This is a genomic window from Microbacterium sulfonylureivorans (assembly GCF_003999995.1).
Classification (GTDB): Bacteria; Actinomycetota; Actinomycetes; order Actinomycetales; family Microbacteriaceae; genus Microbacterium; species Microbacterium sulfonylureivorans.
In genome coordinates this window covers 88,671-106,634 of sequence record NZ_RJAD01000001.1, presented here as the reverse complement: position 1 = coordinate 106,634, position 17,964 = coordinate 88,671, and the positions used below count along the sequence as shown (strand labels likewise).

General features: G+C 70.6%; 18 protein-coding genes. 11 read left to right on the top strand and 7 right to left on the bottom strand.

The features are described 5' to 3' along the window. Positions 1-134 precede the first annotated feature (134 nt). Positions 135-1,607 (top strand): aspartate ammonia-lyase, encoded by a 1,473-nt coding sequence (locus EER34_RS00520; RefSeq protein WP_127472644.1) that lies wholly within the window; start codon positions 135-137, stop codon positions 1,605-1,607. A 108-nt stretch (positions 1,608-1,715) separates the two neighbouring features. After that, complete coding sequence (locus EER34_RS17365) at positions 1,716-2,183, top strand: DUF4190 domain-containing protein (RefSeq protein WP_164743408.1); 468 nt, start codon at positions 1,716-1,718, stop codon at positions 2,181-2,183. Positions 2,184-2,277: 94 nt separating this feature from the next. On the opposite strand, the gene EER34_RS00515 is transcribed toward EER34_RS17365, so the two are convergent. Continuing rightward, positions 2,278-3,141, bottom strand: a complete 864-nt coding sequence (locus EER34_RS00515; protein WP_127472643.1) for a fumarylacetoacetate hydrolase family protein — start codon at positions 3,139-3,141, stop codon at positions 2,278-2,280. Positions 3,142-3,205: 64 nt separating this feature from the next. On the opposite strand from EER34_RS00515, the gene EER34_RS00510 reads away from it, so the two are divergent. Both EER34_RS00510 and EER34_RS00505 read left to right on the top strand, forming a co-directional pair. Next, complete coding sequence (locus EER34_RS00510) at positions 3,206-4,423, top strand: PrsW family intramembrane metalloprotease (protein WP_127472642.1); 1,218 nt, start codon at positions 3,206-3,208, stop codon at positions 4,421-4,423. A 205-nt stretch (positions 4,424-4,628) separates the two neighbouring features. After that, a complete protein-coding gene (locus tag EER34_RS00505; RefSeq protein ID WP_127472641.1) occupies positions 4,629-4,997 on the top strand; it encodes an FKBP-type peptidyl-prolyl cis-trans isomerase in 369 nt (122 codons plus the stop codon). A gap of 66 nt (positions 4,998-5,063) precedes the next feature. On the opposite strand, the gene EER34_RS00500 is transcribed toward EER34_RS00505, so the two are convergent. Continuing rightward, entirely contained in the window at positions 5,064-5,711 is a 648-nt protein-coding gene (locus tag EER34_RS00500) for an NAD(P)-dependent oxidoreductase (protein ID WP_127472640.1), read from the bottom strand. A 116-nt stretch (positions 5,712-5,827) separates the two neighbouring features. Between EER34_RS00500 and EER34_RS00495 the strand changes: the two genes are divergently transcribed. Then, positions 5,828-6,778, top strand: a complete 951-nt coding sequence (locus tag EER34_RS00495) for an AraC family transcriptional regulator (protein ID WP_127472639.1) — start codon at positions 5,828-5,830, stop codon at positions 6,776-6,778. Positions 6,779-6,893: 115 nt separating this feature from the next. Continuing rightward, the gene (locus tag EER34_RS00490) at positions 6,894-7,460 is read left to right on the top strand and encodes a YceI family protein (protein WP_127472638.1); all 567 of its coding nucleotides are present in this window, start codon (positions 6,894-6,896) and stop codon (positions 7,458-7,460) included. A gap of 28 nt (positions 7,461-7,488) precedes the next feature. On the opposite strand, the gene EER34_RS00485 is transcribed toward EER34_RS00490, so the two are convergent. Together EER34_RS00485 and EER34_RS00480 are read right to left on the bottom strand one after the other, a co-directional pair. After that, positions 7,489-8,484 carry a DMT family transporter gene (locus tag EER34_RS00485; protein ID WP_127472637.1) on the bottom strand — a complete coding sequence of 332 codons (996 nt, stop codon included), beginning with the start codon at positions 8,482-8,484 and terminating at the stop codon, positions 7,489-7,491. 83 nt (positions 8,485-8,567) lie between these two features. Further along, positions 8,568-9,878, bottom strand: a complete 1,311-nt coding sequence (locus EER34_RS00480) for an MFS transporter (protein ID WP_276317239.1) — start codon at positions 9,876-9,878, stop codon at positions 8,568-8,570. A gap of 196 nt (positions 9,879-10,074) precedes the next feature. On the opposite strand from EER34_RS00480, the gene rpsO reads away from it, so the two are divergent. After that, entirely contained in the window at positions 10,075-10,344 is a 270-nt protein-coding gene (gene rpsO / locus EER34_RS00475; protein WP_056121136.1) for a 30S ribosomal protein S15, read from the top strand. Between the two features lie 85 nt (positions 10,345-10,429). Here the strand turns inward: rpsO and EER34_RS00470 are convergent, their stop codons facing one another. The 3 genes from EER34_RS00470 to EER34_RS00460 all read right to left on the bottom strand — a co-directional run bounded on the left by EER34_RS00470 (position 10,430) and on the right by EER34_RS00460 (position 13,262). Beyond that, on the bottom strand, positions 10,430-10,927 hold the full coding sequence (locus tag EER34_RS00470; protein WP_127472636.1) for an SRPBCC family protein: 498 nt from the start codon (positions 10,925-10,927) through the stop codon (positions 10,430-10,432). 77 nt (positions 10,928-11,004) lie between these two features. Beyond that, complete coding sequence (locus EER34_RS00465) at positions 11,005-12,024, bottom strand: isopenicillin N synthase family dioxygenase (RefSeq protein WP_127472635.1); 1,020 nt, start codon at positions 12,022-12,024, stop codon at positions 11,005-11,007. Positions 12,025-12,122: 98 nt separating this feature from the next. After that, positions 12,123-13,262 (bottom strand): epoxide hydrolase family protein, encoded by a 1,140-nt coding sequence (locus EER34_RS00460; protein WP_127472634.1) that lies wholly within the window; start codon positions 13,260-13,262, stop codon positions 12,123-12,125. 66 nt (positions 13,263-13,328) lie between these two features. Here EER34_RS00460 and EER34_RS00455 point away from each other — a divergent pair, with 66 nt between their 5' ends. From EER34_RS00455 to efeB, 4 genes are all read left to right on the top strand, one after another. Beyond that, positions 13,329-14,312, top strand: coding sequence for a helix-turn-helix transcriptional regulator (locus EER34_RS00455; RefSeq protein ID WP_127472633.1), 984 nt, complete (start codon positions 13,329-13,331; stop codon positions 14,310-14,312). 87 nt (positions 14,313-14,399) lie between these two features. After that, on the top strand, positions 14,400-15,407 hold the full coding sequence (efeU, locus tag EER34_RS00450) for an iron uptake transporter permease EfeU (RefSeq protein ID WP_127472632.1): 1,008 nt from the start codon (positions 14,400-14,402) through the stop codon (positions 15,405-15,407). Further along, the gene (gene efeO / locus EER34_RS00445; RefSeq protein WP_127472631.1) at positions 15,404-16,633 is read left to right on the top strand and encodes an iron uptake system protein EfeO; all 1,230 of its coding nucleotides are present in this window, start codon (positions 15,404-15,406) and stop codon (positions 16,631-16,633) included. The genes efeU and efeO overlap by 4 nt, the downstream gene beginning before the upstream one ends. A 1-nt stretch (position 16,634) precedes the next feature. Beyond that, positions 16,635-17,960, top strand: a complete 1,326-nt coding sequence (efeB, locus tag EER34_RS00440) for an iron uptake transporter deferrochelatase/peroxidase subunit (protein WP_127472630.1) — start codon at positions 16,635-16,637, stop codon at positions 17,958-17,960. Positions 17,961-17,964 lie beyond the last annotated feature (4 nt).

Here is a 17,964-nt window from a genome sequence, read left to right as displayed (position 1 = left end):
TCCCCGCACCGTAGACGTTCTGTACAGCTTCGATGTCGCGATGTACCCCGCGTACATCCGCGCGACGGGCGGTCCGCGCGTAGGGTGAAGGCATCCCCTCACACAGCCGTGACCAACCCACAAGGACTCACACCATGGCCCTGGACGCAATGACGCGCACCCGTACCGAGACCGACTCCCTGGGATCCCTCGAGATCCCCGCCGACGCGTACTGGGGGATCCACACCGCCCGCGCGCTGGAGAACTTCGAGATCTCGAAGCGGCCCATCTCGGTCTACGCCGACCTGGTCCGCGCCCTCGCGATGGTCAAGCAGGCCTCCGCCCGCGCGAACCGCGACATCGGCGTGCTCTCCGCCGAGAAGGCGGACCTCATCGACCGCGCCTCGCAGCTCGTGATCGACGGCGAGCACCACGACCAGTTCGTGGTCGGCGTCATCCAGGGCGGCGCCGGCACCTCGACCAACATGAACGCGAACGAGGTCATCACCAACATCGCGCTCGAGCTCGCCGGTCGCGAGAAGGGCGACTACGCGTTCCTCTCGCCCATCGACGACACCAACCGCAGCCAGTCCACCAACGACGTCTACCCGACGGCGATCAAGGTCGGTCTCGGTCTCGACCTGCTGACGCTCCTGGACGAGCTCGACCTGCTGCGGCGCGCGTTCCTCGCCAAGGCGGTCGAGTTCCACGACGTGCTGAAGGTGGGGCGCACGCAGCTGCAGGACGCCGTGCCCATGACTCTCGGGCAGGAGTTCCACGGATTCGCCACGACCCTCGGCGAGGACCACAGCCGCCTGAAGGAGAACGCCTACCTCCTCTACGAGATCAACATGGGCGCCACGGCCATCGGCACGGGCATCACGACCCACCCCGACTACAGCAACGCCGTGCTCGCGCACCTGCGCGAGATCAGCGGGCTCGACCTCGACCTGGCGACCGACCTCGTCGAGTCGACGAGCGACACCGGGGCGTTCATGTCGTTCTCGTCGTCGCTCAAGCGCAACGCGATCAAGCTGTCGAAGATCTGCAACGACCTGCGACTGCTGTCGTCGGGGCCGCAGGCGGGTCTCGGCGAGATCAACCTGCCGCCGCGCCAGGCGGGATCGAGCATCATGCCCGGCAAGGTTAATCCCGTCATCCCCGAGGTCGTGAACCAGATCGCGTTCGCCGTCGCCGGCGCCGACCTCACGGTGACGATGGCCGTGGAGGGCGGGCAGCTCCAGCTCAACGCCTTCGAGCCCGTGATCGCGCATTCGATCTTCCAGTCCATCACCTGGATGCGACGCGGGATGCACACGCTGCGCGTCAACTGCATCGACGGCATCACGGCGAACCGCGAGCGTCTCGGGGCGATGGTCGGGGCATCCGTCGGCGTCATCACGGCGCTCACACCGTTCATCGGCTACGCCGCCGCGGCCGCGCTCGCCAAGACCGCACTGCTCACCAAGCGCAATGTCGCCGATCTGGTCGTCGAAGCCGGGCTGATGTCGCGCGAAGAGGTCACGAAGCAGCTCTCGCCGGCCCGACTCTCGGGCCTCGAGGCGATCACGGCCGCGATCCCCGTCGTGCTCCCCACGGAGAGCCCGGCGACGCCCGAAGAGGGCTGAACGGGTCCACGCCCGCGTCGGCGCGGCGATTGTCGGCGTCCGCGCCGACCGCTAGCGTCATGCATGTCCGTGAGACATGAATGCTCCGAGCACCCAGAGAGGACGATCGTGACCGATCAGAACCCCGGCGCCGCGCCGCCGCCCTACGACCCCGCACAGGGGGCCACTCCGCCGCCTGCGGCTCCCGCACCCGACGCGCCACCGGCGTACGGCACCGCCCCGGCGTACGGCGCCGCACCGACCTATGGCGCAGCGCCCGCCTATGGTGCGCCCGCCGCCGTCGACCCCGGCAAGACGATGGGGATCGTCGCACTGGTGGCGGTCTTCTTCATCTCGATCCTGGGCCTGATCCTCGGCTACGTCGCGCGGTCGCAGAGCAAGAAGGCCGGCTTCTCGAACACCCCCGCGAAGATCGCGATCATCCTGGGCTGGATCTTCCTCGTCCTGTCGATCATCGCCGTCATCGCGCTGATCGTGATCGCCTTCGCCGCAGCCGGAAGCATCGCAGAGCTGTGCCGCGGCATGGATCCCGGCGTGTACACGACCGACACGGGCGTCACCGTCACCTGCCCGTGACCCCGGGGCGGCCGACGCATCGCGCCGGTCGCCGCCCCACGCATCGGAGCCGCACGGTCCTTCGGGACCGTGCGGCTCCGCCGTTCTCGGGGCGTCAGCCGAGGATGCGACAGTGGGTCGTGAGCTCGCCGATGCCGTCGATGCCGACGGTCACCGTCGATCGGTCGCGCAGGAAGACCTGCGGGTCGCGCGAGTACCCGGCGCCGCCGGGGCTCCCGGTGGAGATCAGCGTCCCCGGGAGCAGGGTCACCGACTTCGACAGGTGGGAGATGAGGGTCGCGACGGTGCGGACCATCTGGCCGGTCGAGGCATCCTGCATCGTCCTGCCGTCGAGGACCGTCCAGATGTGGAGGTCCTGCGGGTCGGGGATCTCATCCGCCGTGACGACGAACGGGCCGGTCGGCGTGAAGCCGTCGAACGACTTGCAGCGCGACCACTGGGCTTCCGAGTACTGGATGTCGCGTGCGGTGATGTCGTTGACCACGGTGTAGCCCCACACGTGGTCGAGGGCGTCGTCGGCCGACACGTCCTTCGCAGGCGTGCCGATGATCACTCCGAGCTCGGCCTCGTAGTCGATGGACTCGCTGAGCGATCGCGGCCACGTGGTCGTGGCGTCGTGGCCCGTGAGCGAGTTCGGCCACAGCACGAACACGGTGGGGTTCGAGTCGGTCTTGAGCCCGAGCTCGCTGGAGTGGGCGGCGTAGTTCAGGCCGATCGCGAGGATCACCGGGGGAGCGAGCACGGCCGATGCGTAGCGCTGCCCGCCGAGCGGATGCCGCGACCCGCCGTGCGCGGTCTCGCGCACGCGCGCGAGCAGCGCGTCGCCCCCGGCGATGAGCTCTTCGAGGCGGCGAGGCGCCCCGTCGAACAGCTCGTCGACGAACACCGCGTGCTCGCCGTCCACGAGGACGAGCCGAGGGTCGTCCGACCCAGGCGGGATCACATGGGCGAAGCGCATTCCTCCAACCTACCGGCCGTGGCGCCGCCCGATCGGGCCGCGCGTGCACCCTTAGGCTGTGCGCATGACGCTTGACCCGGGGGACGCGAGCGCGCGCCCGTCCCTGACGCCGCCCGAATTCCCGTCCGCACTCGCGCAGCCGCGGCACGCGGCGCCCGCGGTGATCCCCGCAGCGACGACGTCGCCGGCGGCCATGCCCGTCGCTCCGCGGCGCGGACGGACTGCGCCGATCTGGATCGGCGGCGTCCTCGTCCTCGTCCTCGTCGCGCTCGTCGGCTACTTCCTGAACGCGCTCGGGCCTGCGGCATCCCTCATCGGCATGGTGCTGGCACTCATCCCGCTGGCAGGTGTGCTCCTCGCGGTGCGGATCGTCGACCGGTGGGAGCCCGAGCCGCTCAATCTGGTCATCTTCGCCGTGGCCTGGGGCGGGATCGCCGCCGTGGGCATCGCCCTGGGTGTCGACCTCGTGCTCTCGTTCGTGTTCGGCTCGGCGTCGACGCCGGAGAGCGAGGCGGTATCCGCGATCATCCAGGCGCCGATCGTCGAGGAGTTCGGCAAGGGACTCGGCGTCTACATCATCTTCCTCGCCGCGCGACGCGCGTTCGACGGGCCGGTCGACGGCATCGTCTACGGCGCGCTGATCGGCGCCGGGTTCGCCTTCACCGAGAACATCCAGTACTTCGCCGTCAGCTTCCTCGAGGGCGGAGCGGCCGACACCACCGTGACGTTCTTCATGCGCGGCATCCTCTCGCCCTTCGCCCACGTGATGTTCACGAGCGTCACCGGATTCGCCCTCGGCCTCGCGGCGCGCCGCGGAGCCACCGCCGGACGGGCTATCGGACCGTGGGTGCTCGGCATGATCGGGGCGACGACGCTCCATGCGCTCTGGAACGCGTCGGCCGTGCTGGGCGACTTCTGGGCGCTCTACGTGACGCTGCAGGTGCCGCTGTTCGTCGGCTTCATCCTCGGGGTCATCGCGCTGCGCCGGGAGGAGTCGCGGCTCACCCGCCGTCGCCTGGGCGAGTACGCCGAGGCGGGCTGGTTCACGCCGCAGGAGGCCGACATGCTCGCGACCGGCGCCGGGCGGAAGGCGGGGCTCGCGTGGGCGGGCACGCTCCGCGGCGATCGAACGGTCCTCATGAAGGGCTTCATCGCGGACGCCACCGCCCTCGCCGCGGCGAGGCAGCGCGCGATCACCGGCCGCGACCCTCACGCGGCGGAGGACGAGCGCGTGCTGCTGCAGCGCACGACCGCCGCGCGCGCCGCTCTGTTCGCGCCGTAGGGCGCAGGTGACTCCCTCGACGGAACGGGGCGGTGCCGGCGGCGGGCGAAGCATGCCCGCACAAGACTCAGCGCTCGGTGCCGCGGCGATGCCTGCGTGACTACCGAGCGCTGAGTTGGTCTGCCCCCAGGATGCCGGGGGCCTCCTGAGCGTGTCAAGACCCTCTCGCGTTGACCCGGGCGACCGGCTCGGGTTGGATGGAACCATGACTGACGACCGCACCAAGCCCGAATTCGACGCCCCCACCGGCCCCGCGCCCGCCGACCTCGTCATCCGCGACATCATCGTGGGCGACGGAGCCGAGGCCAAGCCCGGCGACACCGTCACCGTGCACTACGCCGGAGTCGAGTTCGAGTCGGGCGAGGAGTTCGACTCCTCCTGGAACCGCGGCGAGAGCATCCAGTTCCCGCTCCGCGGCCTGATCCAGGGCTGGCAGGACGGCATCCCGGGCATGAAGGTCGGCGGCCGCCGCGAGCTCGTGATCCCCCCGCACCTCGCCTACGGACCGGCCGGCGGCCACTTCCTCGGGGGCAAGACGCTCGTCTTCATCATCGACCTCATCGCGGTCGGCTGATCTCGCACGACACGATCGAGAGGGGCGGATGCTGCGGCATCCGCCCCTCTCGCCGTCTTCCGGCGCTCAGCCCGAGACCGAGACGGTCTCGCCGATCATCGTCCGCTGCTCGACGAGGTCCGCGTGCACCTCGGCGACGCCGCGTCGTGCGACCTTCCGCACCCGCGTGCGGCCGTCGGTCGACACGAAGTGCGCGGGGGAGTCGTCGTCGGTGAGGTAGACGGGCTGCACGATCGTCCAGTCGAGCTCGGAGCCGCGCAGCGCCATCTCCTGCAGCTCCGTGTCGAAGATCTGCGGCTTGATCATCAGCGCGAAGAGAACCCGGTCGAAGAAGCCGAGCAGGTCGCGCGTCGCGCCGACGCCGTACGAGGACTGCACGATCACGCGCCGCACTCCTGCTTCGCGGGCAGCGCGGATGAGCTCGGTCGTGGCGCGCGAGCGCACGTCGTCGGGTGTTCCCTGGGCGCCACGTAGGCGCACGCGAAGCGTGGGCTCGGCGATCCCGAGCGTGACGACGACGGCGTCGTGCCCCGGTAGCACGCGGTCGAGCGTGGCGCGGTCGGTCGCGTCGCCGTCCACCCGCTCGAGCCCGGGTCGTGCGGTGAGGGAGGATGCGCCCCGGGCGAGCGCCGTCACGCGGTGGCCGCGCTCGAGCAGCGCGTCGCAGACGGCGCGGCCGGATCCGCCGGAGGCGCCGATCACCAGGATGTTCATGGGAATCTCCGTTTCATTGAGTCGAGTTCGTGCGTTGATCCCGACTCTGGCATCGACGCTCTGGATGATCTATCGTCATCTGTACGCATTCCATGATCGAACGTCCAGGAGTCGCGATGAGCATTCCGATGCCGTGGGGGAACGAGGATCCCCTGACCGACGCGCTCTACCAGCTGCGGATGCGGGGCGCGTTCTACTCCTGGACGGAGGTCGCCGGCTCGGCAGCGGTCTCGATGCCGCAGTTCCCCGACACGCTCAGCTTCCACATCGTCTCCCGCGGCACGGCATACCTCGAGGTCGATGGAGAAGAGCCCCGGCGCCTGGACGCCGGAGCCCTCGCCCTCGTGCCGCGCGGCATCGGCCATCGCGTCGCGACCGAACCCGGCGCTCGCGTGCGGGGCCGGGCCGACCTGCTCCCGCAGACCATGCTCGGAGAGGCCTTCTCGGTGCTCCGGCTCGGGCCGGAGGGTGAGGGGGCGCCGCTCGCGATGCTGTGCGGGGTGGTGGCGTTCGATTCCCCGGCCGTCCACGACATGCTCGCCGTGCTCCCCGCGATCGTGCAGGTCGACTCCGGCCGCCATCCCGTGATGGCCGCACTCCTGCCCCTGCTCGCGGGCGAGCTGCGCGACCCGCGGCCGGGGGGCGAGGCGGTCGCCACGCGCCTCGCGGACGTCCTGGTCGTCGAGACCGTGCGCGCGTGGCTCGCCGATGAGCCCGATTCGGTCGGCGGATGGCTCGCCGCGCTGCGCGATCCGCAGCTCGGATCGGCGATCGCCGCGATCCACCGCGAGCCCGGGCGTCCCTGGACACTGGCCGAGCTCGCGCGCCTCGCGGCGATGTCGCGCTCCGCGTTCGCCGCGCGCTTCACGGGCGTGGTGGGGACGCCCGCGATGACCTACGTCACTGCCTCGCGCATGCGCGCGGCCCGCGCGATGCTCGCGAGCGGGCGGAGCGTCGCGGCGGTCGCGTCAGCACACGGCTATGGATCGGAGGCCGCGTTCAGTCGTGCCTTCGCACGCACCACGGGTGAGACCCCGGGGCGCGTCCGTCGTGCCGTCGTGGCGTGAGGCCGCGGCATCCGCTCGAGAATTGTGCATTCAGGGGAATAGATCCTCGCGCACCTCGTGTTGGACCCGGTATGCCCGTCACCCAAGGCGGCATCCACCGACACGAAGGATCACCATGACGAACACCACCACGACCCTCGACATCCCCGGCTACAAGACGGGCACCTGGGTGCTCGACCCCGCACACAGCGAGGTCACGTTCAGTGTGCGCCACATGATGATCTCGAAGGTGCGCGGCACGTTCGGCATGAAGAGCGCCACGCTCGTCGCCCCCGAGAACCCCCTCGATGCGCAGGTCGAGGCCAGCGTCGACGTCACCTCCGTCGACACGAAGGACGAGGGCCGCGACAACCACCTCCGCTCGGCCGACTTCTTCGACGTCGAGAACCACCCCACGATGGAGTTCCGCTCCACCGGCGCCCGGGTCGAGAACGGCGACTTCCTCGTCGACGGCGACCTGACCATCCGCGGCATCACCAAGCCGGTGACCTTCGACTTCGAGTTCGGCGGCTTCGGCGTCGACCCGTGGGGCAACTACAAGGCCGGCGCGACCGCCAAGGCCGTCGTCAACCGCGAGGAGTTCGGCCTCACCTGGAACGCCGCCCTCGAGACCGGCGGCGTGCTCGTCGGCAAGGACATCACCATCACCCTGGACCTCCAGGGCGCGCTCCAGCAGGACTGACCCTGTGCCGGCACCCGAAGCCGGCGGATCAGCGCGATGGAGAAGGGGCGGATGCTGCGGCATCCGCCTCTTCGTCGTTCCGGCGCCGGCGCCGCAGGCGGTCCTGCGCGAGGAGGATGCCGAGGAAGACGATCAGCGCACCCACCGGCTCGTTCCAGCTGAGGCGCTCGCCGAGGATGATCGCGCCGAGCACGACTCCGACGAGCGGAGTGATGTACGTCACCGTCGACGCCCGGGTCGGGCCCCACGCGCGGACCGCGTTCTGGTTCCAGATATAGGCGACGCCCGTGCCGAGGCACCCGAGCAGCACGACGCTCACGATGATCCACGGGTTCAGCTGCACCGGGGTGAGGACGAGGACCGGCGTCAGCACGGCCATGATCGCCGCGGCGATGCCGATGTTGAGGAACGAGAACATCAGAGCGCTCATGCCGGTGTTCGACACGAACTTGCGCATGTACGCGAGGCTGAAGCCGTAGCAGGCCGTCGCGCCGAGGATCGCGAGCTGGGCGACGAGGCTCTGCGAGAGGTCGAGTCCCTGCCACGGGCCGATGATGACGACGACACCCAGGATGCCGAGGCCGATGCCGGCGACCTGCAGCGGCTTGAGCCTCTCGACGCGGAAGAGCAGCCCCGCCATGATCGCGGTCATGATGGGCGTCGTGGCGTTGTAGATGCTGGCGAGTCCCGACGTGACGTGCTGCTGCGCCCACGAGAACAGCAGGAACGGCACGACGCAGAACGACACCGCGAGCACCGTCATGTGCCCCCAGATCTTCAGCCGCCCGGGAAGCGCCTCCCGACGGATCAGCACGAACAGCCCGAGCGCGAGCGCGCCGAGGATGAGTCGCGACCACGCCACCTGCGCGGGCGAGATGCCGTCGAGGGCGACCTTCATGAACAGGAAGCTCGAGCCCCACACGACCCCGGCGAGGGTGAACTGGACGGCGATCGAGAGCTGCGACGTCCCGGCGGCGGGAGCGTCGGCGGGCGCGGGCGCCGTAGTCGTGGAGGCGGTGGACACGCGGCGACTCTACGCCGGGCATCCGACCCCGCAGGCCGCCGCGGAATGCGACGTCCGAAATCCGCCGATGTGCGGCCGTCCGGCTACGGTGTCGGGTCCTCGGCGTCGTAGGCGCGGAATCGCGGGCTCAGCCGCACCAGGAACGCGACGAGCCCGATGATCACGAAGCCGCCGAGCAGGGGAGGGAACCACAGCGCGGTGAGCGTCGCGAGCGTGCCGGCGTAGAGGGCGCCGAGGCGCGGTCCTCCGGCTACGACCACGATGAAGATGCCCTGGAGGCGGCCGCGGATGGCGTCGGGGACCGCGGCCTGCACCATCGTGTTTCGGAAGATCGAGCTGACGTTGTCGGCCGCGCCGGCCACCGCGAGCGTGGCGCACGCCGCGACGATGAGCACGAGATTGGGGGATGCCTCGTCGACCACGACGGGGGCGAACCATCCGAGCGCCGCGGCGCCGAGGACCAGGCCGAGCGCGGCGATCGCCGCGCCGTACACGAGGATCGCCCGCTCGATCCCCAGGCCGTGACGCCGCACGCGCCCCACGGGGCCGGAGAACAGGCTCGACAGGAACGCGCCCGCGGCGATGGCGGCCGTGAGGATGCCGGTCGTGATCGGGCCGCCGCCGAGGAGGACGGCGCCGATCGCGGGGAACAGGGCGAGGGGCTGGCCGAACGTCATCGCGACGATGTCGAGCAGGAACTGCAGGCGGATGTTCGCCGCGCGCTTGAGGAACCGCGCGCCGTCCTTCAGGGACTCGAGCCCCGGGCGCGCGACGACGCCCTCGGGGACCAGGCGGGGGAGCGTCCACAGGCCGAGGAAGAGCGACAGCATGAGCAGGACGTCGAGGGTGTACGTCCAGGCGTAGCCGACGAACGCGACCATCACCCCCGCCAGGGCGGGTCCGGCCATGACCATGATCCCGACGGTGATGCCCCCGAGAGCGGATGCCGCGGGCAGCAGCTCGCGGGGGAGGAGCCGGGGCACGATCGCCTGACGCGTGGCCATCACGATCGAGTTCGCCGACGAGTTGACGATGCTGAGCACGTACAGCCACCACACCGTCTCGAGCTGCCCCCACGCCAGCACGGCGAGCAGCACGGTCGAGCCGAAGGTGACGGTGGCGGCGACGAGCGCGACCGTACGGCGATCGAAGGCGTCCGCGAGCATCCCGCCGTACAGTCCGGCGATCACCATCGGCACGAGTCCCGCGACCGCGATCATGGCGACGGCGAACGTCGAGTCGGTCAGCTCGTACATGTGGAGCATGATCGCCACGATCGTGAGCTGGCCGCCGAGGCCTGCGAGGGTCGATCCGATCCACATCCTCGCGAACGCAGGGCTCGCCGTGAACGGGCGCAGATCGATGAAGTGATCGCGTCGCAGACGCGCCCTCACCGGGCGCGTCCGGTGGGCAGGGGGTGGGGCATCCTTCGAGGCTAACCCGGCCGCGGGAGTGCGAGGCACGGTCGTTCGCGTGGGGGTCGCGGGGGCTGGTAGACTCTTGAGGTTGCCGTTTGATCGGCCGCGGATAAAGAGAGCTCACGCATCAGGCGTCGAGCGCCGCGCAATGACCAGGAAGGGGATCCCATCTATGCCACTCGAATCTGACGCTAAGAAGGCGATCATCGAAGAGTACGCGACGCACCCCGGTGACACCGGATCCCCCGAGGTGCAGGTCGCGATGCTGACGCAGCGCATCAAGGACCTCACCGAGCACCTGAAGGAGCACAAGCACGACCACCACTCGCGTCGTGGCCTGTTCCTGATGGTCGGTCAGCGTCGTCGTCTCCTGGGTTACCTCCAGGACATCGACATCAACCGCTACCGCTCGCTCATCGAGCGCCTCGGCCTTCGTCGATAAGGCAGAGCGAACCAGCGTTCAATCGCGCAGAGAACTTCTTGAGAAGGCCGTCCCAGGTGTGGGGCGGCCTTCTTCGCGTCTGCGGTCAGGCCGGTCGCTCGACGAGCGAGGCCATCTTCTCGAGGCACTGCTCGAGCCCGTTCGCGGAGAGGTCGCGCGCATCGGCCGTGAAGTACCCGTGCTCGACCATCTCGAGCAGCGTCCGGCCGTCGCCGAGGTCGGCGAGCACGACTTCGTGGTGGTTCTCGTCGGGCACGCCCGGCGGAACGCCGGCTTCGGCTGCCGAGATCGGCCGCCCCTCGGCGTCGCAGAACCGGTGGACGTAGCGCAGAAGCGTCGGGGCCACGGCATCCGTGATGTCCCACCGGCTGTGGTGCTCGGAACCGCCCCACTCGGCCGGCGCCCTCATGGTGACGACGATCGCGCCACCCGGGCGCACATCGGCCTCGGCGCGCGGGCAGGTGAAGCCATGCGGACCCCACCACTCGCGGAGGTCGTCGGGCGTCGTCCAGGCGCGCCACACGCGCTCGATGGGCGCGTCGAACTCGCGGGCGACTTCGACGTCGAACGTCTGATCCGGCATGGGGCCTCCTCCGTCGGCGGACGATCCCACTATGGCGTCACCGCCGCGCCGGCTCCACCCCTGTGCGTGCCGGGTCGTCAGACGGTCGCCGAGCGTGCGGCGACGAGATCGGCGTGGTGGATCTCGGCCACGTCGGGATGCGCACGCAGCCGCGACTTCAGGGCGTTCTCGCCGTAGAGCGCGTGGATCGGGTTCGCCGGGTCTCGCGTCACTCCGCGCGCCTCGGCCGCCAGCTCCGCCGGCAGCTCGATGAGCGGCAGGCGCTTGTCGAGGGCCGGGTTGAAGAAGAAGGGCACCGAGATGCGGTCGTCGGGGTAGCGGGGCGAGATCACGCGGTGCTTCGTCGCGATGAGGTACCCCTGCGTCGCGTACTCGAGGAGCTCGCCGATGTTGACGACGAACGCGCCCGGCACCGGTGGGGCGTCGACCCACTCACCGTCGCGCTCGACCTGCAGGCCTCCCTTGCCGGGCTCGACCCACAGCAGCGTCAGAACGCCGGAGTCCTTGTGCGCGCCGACTCCCTGTTGCGGCGTCGGGTCCTCCTTGCCCGGGTACCGGACGATCTTGATGAGCGTCGACGGTTCGCCGAAGTGCTCGTCGAAGTAGTTCTCCGCAGCGCCCAGCGACAGTGCCCACGCGCGCAGCAGCTTGCGCGCGACGCCCGACAGGTGGTCGTGCCACTCCGACACCACCTCGCGCAGCTCGGGCTGGGCGTCCGGCCACAGGTTCGGTCCGACGAGACGGAAGAAGTCGGCGGCGCCGGTGTCGGCGACGGCCTCGCGCTCCGGCCCGATGTCGATCTGCTCGCGCCAGTCGACCTTGCCCTGGGTGCGCTCGCCGCCGATGCGCGTGTACCCGCGGAAGTGCGGGCTCTTGACGTTCTCGATCGCGAGCTTGTCCGCCTCGGGAAGGGCGAAGAAGTCGCGCGCGGCCCGGTGCAGGCGCGCCTCGAGCGCCGGCGAGATCCCCGTTCCGGTCAGGTAGAAGAACCCGACGTCGTGGGTCGCCGCACGAAGGTCGTCGCGGAATCGGGAGGCCGCCTCGGGGCCTTCGTCGAGCTGCGACAGATCGAGGATCGGCAGGTTCAGGTCGCTCATGACCCGAGAGTAGGCGGATGCCTCGGCATCCGCTCGTTTGTTGCAGTGGGTTAAGCGGGCGGGGCGCGCGGTCGAGCCGAGCGCCCCGCCCGCCGGGTTCACTCCGGGGCGAAGAAGGCCCGGATGTCGCTGACGACGACCTCGGGAACCTCGAGCGCGGCATAGTGGCCGCCGCGCTCGAAGCGGCTCCAGTGCACGATGTTCGCGTTGTCTCGCTCGGCGAAGACCCTGATCGTCTGGAAGTCGTCGGCGAACACCGCGACGCCGGTGCGGGCCTCGCTCACACGCGGCTCGGCCTCCGCGAGCGCGTTCTCGCGGTACGCGCGGCTCATGCCTGCCGACGCGTTCGCGAACCAGGCGACGGACACCTCGGTGAGGATCGCGTCGAGGGGCACGAGGCTCGTGCCGTTGCCGAACGAGTTGAACAGCTCGGAGTAGGCGAGGAGGGCGACCGGCGAGTCGGACAGCCCCGCCGCGATCGTCTGCGGCCGTGATGCGTTCATCGTGTTGTAGCCGCCGACCGACTGGAACCACTGCATGTGCTCGAGTCCGGCGTAGTCCTGCGGCTCGAGCTTCTCGAACTCGGCCGGGTCTCCCGACGGGAAGGAGAACAGCTGCAGCACGTGCAGGCCGAGGAAGCCCTCCGGGGCGAGCAGGCCCAGCTCCCGCGCGACCATCGCGCCGTTGTCGCTGCCGTGGATGCCGTAGGAGACGTAGCCGAGGCGGCGCATGAGCACGTCGTACGCCGCAGCGACCCGTGCGGTCGTCCAGCCGGCCTCGGTGACAGGCTGGCTGAACCCGAACCCGGGGGCGTCGGGGATGACGACGTCGAAGGCGTCCTCCGCCCGGCCGCCGTGGGCGACGGGGTCGACGAGCGCACCGATCATGTCGAGGTAGTCGACGAACGAGCCCGGGTAGGTGTGGGCGAGCAGCAGCGGCGTGGCGCCCGCGTGGGGCGAGCGGACGTGAACGAAGTGGAACGTCTGGCCGTCGATCTCGGTCGTGAACTGCGGGTGCTCGTTCATGCGCGCCTCCGCGGCGCGCCACTCGAACCCCTCGCGCCAGCGCTCGACCGCGTCGCGGAGATACGAGGTCGGTGTGCCCGACTCCCAGTCGTCGGCGGGTGCGGCCTGGGGCAGACGGGTCCGCGCGAGGCGGGAGAGGAGATCGTCCAGGTCGGCCTGAGCGATCTCGACGCGGAAGGGGCGGATCTCGGTGGAGGCGGTTGCGGTGTTCATGTCTTCGACATTACGGTCGATATAGGTACGTTTTCTTCCTGTTAACGAGAGGGCACGGAAAGTCTCTTGGCGGACACCTCTGCGCGCATGCTCGCCCTTCTCGCCCTGCTCCAGACCCGCCGCGACTGGAGCGGACCGGAGCTCGCCGGGCGCCTCGACGTGTCACCGCGAACCATCCGCAACGACGTCGAGCGGCTGCGCGCGCTCGGGTACCCCGTCGATGCGACGCGCGGTCGTGCCGGTTCGTACCGGCTCGGCGCCGGCGGAAAGCTCCCGCCGCTGCTGCTCGACGACGACGAAGCCGTCGCGATGGCGATCGGCCTGCGGGTGGCGACGGGGGTGGCGGGGATCGAGGATGCCGGAGCCCGCGCCCTGGCAAAGCTCCTCCAGGTGCTTCCCCCGCGCTTGCGGCCGACGGTCGACGCCGTCGGCGCGAGCGTGGACCGCGGCCCCGAGAACATCGACACGGACGCGCCCGATCCCCAGGTCGACCCGCGCACGCTCGGCGTCGTCGCGCAGGCCGTCCACGACGGGGAGTGGATCCGATTCGACTACCGCGGCGAAGCGCGCCGCGTCGAGCCGTACCGGGTGCTCAACTGGCAGCGCCGGTGGTACCTCGTCGCGCGCGACCCCGAGTCGGGCGAGTGGGAGACGTTCCGGCTCGACTGGGTCGAGCCGCGGATGCCGACCCGCCGCCCCTTCGCGCCGGTGCCGCTCCCGGGGGGCGACTACACCGCGTTCGCGCTGCGCACGATCGCCGCGAGCGGGTGGAAGGTGCATGCGCGGCTGCGGATCGCCGCGCCGGCCGACCGGGTGGTCGCCCGGATCAACCCCACGGTGGGTGTCGTCGAGGCGGTCGACGCCGAGACGTCCATCCTGGTCACCGGGGCCGACAGCCTCGAGACGATCGCGGCGTACATCGGGATGCTCGGCATGGACTTCACCGTGGACTCACCGGACGCGCTGCTGCCGCACCTGCAGCACCTGGCCGACGTCTACCTGCGGGCGAGCGGCGTCACGGAGTGGACAGCATCCGGACGAATCGGGTAGCTTCGAAGGTAAGGCTTACCTCATACCCGTGACGTCTCCGGTGACGCGACGGTGGGCCGCACCTCCCCGAACGAAGTTGGATCCCCGTTGCTCGCTACGCTCCTCATCGGCCTGCGCGAAGGCCTCGAAGCCGCGCTGGTCGTGGGCATACTCGTCGCCTACCTGACGAAGCTCGGACGACGCGACGTCCTGCCGCGGATGTGGGCGGGAGTCGGTCTCGCCGTCGCCCTGGCACTGCTGATCGGCGCCGTCCTCACGTTCGGCGCCTACTCGCTGACGTTCGAGGCGCAGGAGCTCCTCGGCGGAACGCTGTCGCTGCTCACCGTCGCGATGGTCACCTGGATGATCTTCTGGATGCAGCGCACCGCGCGCACCCTCAAGCGCGCGCTCGAGGGCGACATCGACCGCGCCCTCGCGACGGGCGGGCTCTGGGGGATCGTCGTCATCGGCTTCGTCTCCGTCGCGCGCGAGGGCGTCGAGACCACGCTCCTGCTGTGGTCGATGGTGCAGTCGTTCGGCGATGCCCCGAGTGCGCTCCTCGGCGCCCTGCTCGGTCTCGCCGCCGCCGTCCTGCTCGGCTGGCTGCTGGCGCGAGGGATGCTGCGCCTCGACCTGCGCCGGTTCTTCACCTGGACGGGCGCGTTCCTCATCATCGTCGCCGCCGGCGTGCTCGCGTACGGCATCCACGACCTGCAGGAGGCCGGCGCGCTCCCGGGCCCCTTCACCGACGCCGCTCCGATCGACGCCGCAACCGGACTCGTCGCGATCGGCTGGGCGGCCTTCCCGTTCGGCTGGGCCTTCGACCTCAGCGCGGCGATCCCGCCCGGCGGCCCCCTCGCCGCGATCCTGCAGGCGACCGTCGGCTTCATGCCGCGCATGTCGTGGCTGCAGGTCGTCGCCTGGGTGCTCTACGTCGCGATCGTCGGCGGGCTGTGGGCGCGCCGGCAATTCCGTCCGGCGCCGTCTCGGGTCCTCGCCCGACCCGCGCCCACCGCCGATCGCGAGGCCGCGTTCGTTCCCGAGGCCCTCGTTTCCGAGGCGCTCGTCCCCGAGACCACCGTCGTCCCCACGACTCCACGGCAAGGAGCCACATGACCACGCTTCGACTCCCCGCGGCGATCGCCGCCCTGACCGTCGGCACGCTCGCGCTCGCCGGCTGTGTAGCCAAGGCCGACGCCGCGGCATCCGACGCCCTCGCCGTCACCTCCACCGCCGACGGCTGCGAGGTCTCCGCAGGCGCCGCGAAGAGCGGCACGCTGGCCTTCGACGTCGAGAACACCGGGGACGAGGTCACGGAGTTCTACCTGCTCGCCGACGACGGGCTCCGCATCGTCGGTGAAGTCGAGAACATCGCGCCCGGGGCATCCCGCACGCTCACCGTCGTGGCGCAGCCCGGCGAGTACTTCACGCTGTGCAAGCCGGGCATGGTCGGCGACGGCGTCGGCAAGACCGCGTTCTCGGTCACGGGCGAGGCCGTCGCGATCGACGGGCCCGACGCCGAGCAGAAGCAGCAGGCCGTCGACCTGTACGCGGCGTTCGTGAAGGATCAGGTCGGCCAGCTGCTCCCCGCCGTCGAGACGTTCGCCGCGGCGTACGAGTCCGGCGACGACGCGGCCGCGCGGGAGCAGTTCCCGCAGGTGCGCGCGTACTACGAGCGCATCGAGCCGGTCGCCGAGGCGCTGGGCGACCTCGATCCGCGCATCGACTACCGCGAGGTCGACGCCGTCGCGGAGGGCCTCGACTGGACCGGGTTCCACCGCATCGAGAAGGACCTGTGGGTTCCCGCCGAGGACGCGCTCAACGCCGACGGCGAGACCCCGGCCTGGCAGGACTGGGCGCCGTCCGCCGAGGACGAGCGCGCCGCGTTCGGAGACCAGCTGATCGCCGACGTGCAGGAGCTGTACGACTACGTCCACTCCGCCGACTTCCAGACCGCGCTCGACGAGCAGGGCGTCGCCGGCATCTCGAACGGCGCCATCGCGCTGCTCGACGAGGTCGCCACCGGCAAGATCACCGGTGAGGAGGACTGGTGGTCGGGCACCGACCTGTGGGACTTCGCGGCCAACGTGGAGGGCTCGAAGATGGCCTTCTCGCTCGCTCGCGACTTCGCCGCGTCGAAGGGCGACGCGGGCGAGGCGCTCGTCGCCGACATCGACGCCGGCTACACCGAGCTCGAGACCGCGCTCGCGGCGCACGGCTCGCTGGCCGATGGCTTCGTCGCCTATACGGCGCTGACCCCCGACGACAAGCGCGAGCTGACAGACCTCATCAACGCCCTCGCCGAGCCGCTGTCGCAGCTCACCGTGACCGTCCTGGAGTGACATGATCCGTCCTGACGACACCTCATCGACGAGCCTGGCGCACGACGCCGGGCCGGTCGAGGCGTCCGCCGGCGTCTCGCGGCGCGGGCTCCTCGGCCTCGCCCTGGGGGCCGGCGCGGCCGGTCTCGCCGTCGGCGCCGCCGCGGGAGCGACCGCGGGCGTCGCCGTGGGGCGGGCGAAGGAACGGGATGCCGCGGCATCCGTCTACGACTTCTACGGGGCGCACCAGGCAGGGATCACGACCCCGGTGCAGGACCACCTGCACTTCGCATCGTTCGACATGATGGCACGCACCGACCGCGATGACCTCGTCACGCTGCTGCAGGACTGGTCGTATGCCGCCGCGCGCATGACCCAGGGGCTCGACGTGAGCGCGTCCGGCGCCGTCGGCGGATCGCTCGAAGCACCGCCCGACGACACCGGCGAGGCGCTCGGGCTCCCGGCGAGCGGCCTGACCATCACGTTCGGGTTCGGTCCCACCCTGTTCGAGCTCGACGGCGCGGACCGCTACGGCATCGCGGGGCAGCGCCCGGCCTCGCTCGAGCGGCTCCCGGCGTTCCTCGGCGACGATCTGAACCCCGACGCCTCGGGGGGCGACCTGTGCATCCAGGCGTGCGCCGACGACCCGCAGGTCGCCGTCCACGCCATCCGCAACCTGAGTCGCATCGCGTTCGGCCGGGCACGGCTGCGCTGGTCGCAGCTCGGCTTCGGCCGCACCTCGCGGACGACGGTCGGGCAGTCCACGCCGCGCAACCTGTTCGGGTTCAAGGACGGCACCGCCAACATCCTCGCCGACGACCGGGCGGCGCTCGACGACCACGTGTGGGTCGCGGCATCCGACGAGCCGGTCTGGATGGCCGGCGGCTCATACCTCGTCGCGCGCAAGATCGCCATGCTCGTGGAGACGTGGGACCGTGTGCGCCTGTCGGAGCAGCAGTCGATCATCGGACGCGACAAGGGGCAGGGTGCGCCGCTCTCGGGCGGCAGCGAGTTCACCGAGCCCGACTTCACGGCGACGGATGCCTCGGGCGCGGCCGTCATCCCCGCGGCGAGCCACGTGCGGCTCGCCCATCCCGACACGAACGGCGGCGTCCGGATGCTGCGGCGGGGCTACAACTTCGTCGACGGCAACAACGATCTCGGCAGGCTCGACGCGGGGCTGTTCTTCCTGTCGTTCCAGCGCGACCCCGAGCAGTTCGTGCGGGTGCAGCGGTCTCTGTCGAGCGATGTGATGAACGAGTATCTCCGTCACGTCGGATCGGGGATCTGGGCGGTTCCTCCGGGCGTCGCGCCGGGGTCGTTCGTCGGCGCGGGGCTGTTCGCCTGACGCG

What these genes read in the sequence shown, in the direction of transcription:
- EER34_RS00520 (WP_127472644.1), top strand. Translation starts at nt 135, where the DNA reads ATGGCCCTGGACGCAATGACGCGCACCCGTACCGAGACCGACTCCCTG.
- EER34_RS00515 (WP_127472643.1), bottom strand. Translation starts at nt 3,141, where the DNA reads ATGCGCTTCGCCCATGTGATCCCGCCTGGGTCGGACGACCCTCGGCTC.
- EER34_RS00510 (WP_127472642.1), top strand. Translation starts at nt 3,206, where the DNA reads ATGACGCTTGACCCGGGGGACGCGAGCGCGCGCCCGTCCCTGACGCCG.
- EER34_RS00505 (WP_127472641.1), top strand. Translation starts at nt 4,629, where the DNA reads ATGACTGACGACCGCACCAAGCCCGAATTCGACGCCCCCACCGGCCCC.
- EER34_RS00500 (WP_127472640.1), bottom strand. Translation starts at nt 5,711, where the DNA reads ATGAACATCCTGGTGATCGGCGCCTCCGGCGGATCCGGCCGCGCCGTC.
- EER34_RS00495 (WP_127472639.1), top strand. Translation starts at nt 5,828, where the DNA reads ATGAGCATTCCGATGCCGTGGGGGAACGAGGATCCCCTGACCGACGCG.
- EER34_RS00490 (WP_127472638.1), top strand. Translation starts at nt 6,894, where the DNA reads ATGACGAACACCACCACGACCCTCGACATCCCCGGCTACAAGACGGGC.
- rpsO (WP_056121136.1), top strand. Translation starts at nt 10,075, where the DNA reads ATGCCACTCGAATCTGACGCTAAGAAGGCGATCATCGAAGAGTACGCG.
- EER34_RS00470 (WP_127472636.1), bottom strand. Translation starts at nt 10,927, where the DNA reads ATGCCGGATCAGACGTTCGACGTCGAAGTCGCCCGCGAGTTCGACGCG.
- EER34_RS00465 (WP_127472635.1), bottom strand. Translation starts at nt 12,024, where the DNA reads ATGAGCGACCTGAACCTGCCGATCCTCGATCTGTCGCAGCTCGACGAA.
- EER34_RS00460 (WP_127472634.1), bottom strand. Translation starts at nt 13,262, where the DNA reads ATGAACACCGCAACCGCCTCCACCGAGATCCGCCCCTTCCGCGTCGAG.
- efeO (WP_127472631.1), top strand. Translation starts at nt 15,404, where the DNA reads ATGACCACGCTTCGACTCCCCGCGGCGATCGCCGCCCTGACCGTCGGC.
- efeB (WP_127472630.1), top strand. Translation starts at nt 16,635, where the DNA reads ATGATCCGTCCTGACGACACCTCATCGACGAGCCTGGCGCACGACGCC.